The 2,931-nt window shown below is 51.3% G+C and carries 1 rRNA gene; it reads right to left on the reverse strand.

Annotation, left to right across the window (positions count from 1 at the left end):
• Positions 1-20: 20 nt before the first annotated feature.
• Positions 21-2,914: ribosomal RNA gene (locus tag AB4503_RS22460) — 23S ribosomal RNA — on the reverse strand.
• Positions 2,915-2,931 lie beyond the last annotated feature (17 nt).

The following is a 2,931-nucleotide window of genomic DNA, read 5'->3' on the forward strand; positions in this document are numbered from 1 at the left end:
CAAAACCCCTTGGGTGTTGTATGGTTAAGCCTCACGGGCAATTAGTACAGGTTAGCTCAATGCCTCGCAGCACTTACACACCCTGCCTATCAACGTCGTAGTCTACGACAACCCTTTAGGACGCTTATAGCGCCAGGGAAAACTCATCTCAAGGCTCGCTTCCCGCTTAGATGCTTTCAGCGGTTATCGATTCCGAACTTAGCTACCGGGCAATGCCATTGGCATGACAACCCGAACACCAGAGGTTCGTCCACTCCGGTCCTCTCGTACTAGGAGCAGCCCCTTTCAATTTTCCAACGCCCACGGCAGATAGGGACCGAACTGTCTCACGACGTTCTAAACCCAGCTCGCGTACCACTTTAAATGGCGAACAGCCATACCCTTGGGACCGACTTCAGCCCCAGGATGTGATGAGCCGACATCGAGGTGCCAAACACCGCCGTCGATATGAACTCTTGGGCGGTATCAGCCTGTTATCCCCGGAGTACCTTTTATCCGTTGAGCGATGGCCCTTCCATTCAGAACCACCGGATCACTATGACCTGCTTTCGCACCTGCTCGAATTGTCATTCTCGCAGTCAAGCGGGCTTATGCCATTGCACTAACCACACGATGTCCAACCGTGTTTAGCCCACCTTCGTGCTCCTCCGTTACTCTTTGGGAGGAGACCGCCCCAGTCAAACTACCCACCAGGCACTGTCCGTAATCCCGATTCAGGGACCAACGTTAGAACATCAAAACTACAAGGGTGGTATTTCAAGGACGACTCCACCACATCTAGCGACGCGGTTTCATAGTCTCCCACCTATCCTACACATGTAGGTTCAATGTTCAGTGCCAAGCTGTAGTAAAGGTTCACGGGGTCTTTCCGTCTAGCCGCGGGTACACTGCATCTTCACAGCGATTTCAATTTCACTGAGTCTCGGGTGGAGACAGCGTGGCCATCATTACGCCATTCGTGCAGGTCGGAACTTACCCGACAAGGAATTTCGCTACCTTAGGACCGTTATAGTTACGGCCGCCGTTTACCGGGGCTTCGATCAAGAGCTTCGACCGAAGTCTAACCCCATCAATTAACCTTCCGGCACCGGGCAGGCGTCACACCGTATACGTCATCTTACGATTTTGCACAGTGCTGTGTTTTTAATAAACAGTTGCAGCCACCTGGTATCTGCGACTCTCGTCTGCTCCATCCGCAAGGGACTTCACTGATAAGAGCGTACCTTCTCCCGAAGTTACGGTACCATTTTGCCTAGTTCCTTCACCCGAGTTCTCTCAAGCGCCTTGGTATTCTCTACCCGACCACCTGTGTCGGTTTGGGGTACGATTCCTTACAATCTGAAGCTTAGAGGCTTTTCCTGGAAGCATGGCATCAATGACTTCACTACCGTAGTAGCTCGACATCGTATCTCAGCGTTAGTAGCGGTCCGGATTTACCTAAACCACCCGCCTACGTACTTGAACCTGGACAACCGTCGCCAGGCCCACCTAGCCTTCTCCGTCCCCCCATCGCAATTGTAAGAAGTACGGGAATATTAACCCGTTTCCCATCGACTACGCCTTTCGGCCTCGCCTTAGGAGTCGACTTACCCTGCCCCGATTAACGTTGGACAGGAACCCTTGGTCTTCCGGCGAGGGAGTTTTTCACTCCCTTTATCGTTACTCATGTCAGCATTCGCACTTCTGATACCTCCAGCAGCCCTTACAGACCACCTTCAACGGCTTACAGAACGCTCCCCTACCCCACGCACCCTAAGGTACGTAGCCGCAGCTTCGGTGTATAGCTTAGCCCCGTTACATCTTCCGCGCAGGCCGACTCGACCAGTGAGCTATTACGCTTTCTTTAAATGATGGCTGCTTCTAAGCCAACATCCTGGCTGTCTGAGCCTTCCCACATCGTTTCCCACTTAGCTATACTTTGGGACCTTAGCTGGCGGTCTGGGTTGTTTCCCTCTCCACGACGGACGTTAGCACCCGCCGTGTGTCTCCCGGATAGTACTTACTGGTATTCGGAGTTTGCAAAGGGTTGGTAAGTCGGGATGACCCCCTAGCCTTAACAGTGCTCTACCCCCAGTAGTATTCGTCCGAGGCGCTACCTAAATAGCTTTCGGGGAGAACCAGCTATCTCCAGGTTTGATTGGCCTTTCACCCCTAGCCACAAGTCATCCGCTAATTTTTCAACATTAGTCGGTTCGGTCCTCCAGTTGATGTTACTCAACCTTCAACCTGCCCATGGCTAGATCACCTGGTTTCGGGTCTAATCCTAGCAACTGTACGCCCAGTTAAGACTCGGTTTCCCTACGGCTCCCCTAAACGGTTAACCTTGCTACTAAAATTAAGTCGCTGACCCATTATACAAAAGGTACGCAGTCACACCACGAAGGTGCTCCTACTGCTTGTACGTACACGGTTTCAGGTTCTATTTCACTCCCCTCACAGGGGTTCTTTTCGCCTTTCCCTCACGGTACTGGTTCACTATCGGTCAGTCAGTAGTATTTAGCCTTGGAGGATGGTCCCCCCATATTCAGACAGGATATCACGTGTCCCGCCCTACTCGTTTTCACTGATTATGATGTGTCGGTTACGGGGCTATCACCCTTTACTGCGAGACTTTCCAGACTCTTCACCTGCATCATTAAAAGCTTAAGGGCTAATCCAATTTCGCTCGCCGCTACTTTCGGAATCTCGGTTGATTTCTCTTCCTCGGGGTACTTAGATGTTTCAGTTCCCCCGGTTTGCCTCCTGTTGCTATGTATTCACAACAGGATACTTACTTATGTAAGTGGGTTTCCCCATTCAGGAATCCCAGACTCAAAAGGTTATTACTACCTAATCTGGGCTTATCGCAAGTTATTACGCCTTTCATCGCCTCTGACTGCCAAGGCATCCACCGTGTACGCTTAGTCACTTAACCATACAACCCGAAAGGGT

Source organism: Vibrio sp. 10N.222.55.B11 (assembly GCF_041473705.1).
Lineage (GTDB): Bacteria > Pseudomonadota > Gammaproteobacteria > Enterobacterales > Vibrionaceae > Vibrio > Vibrio crassostreae_C.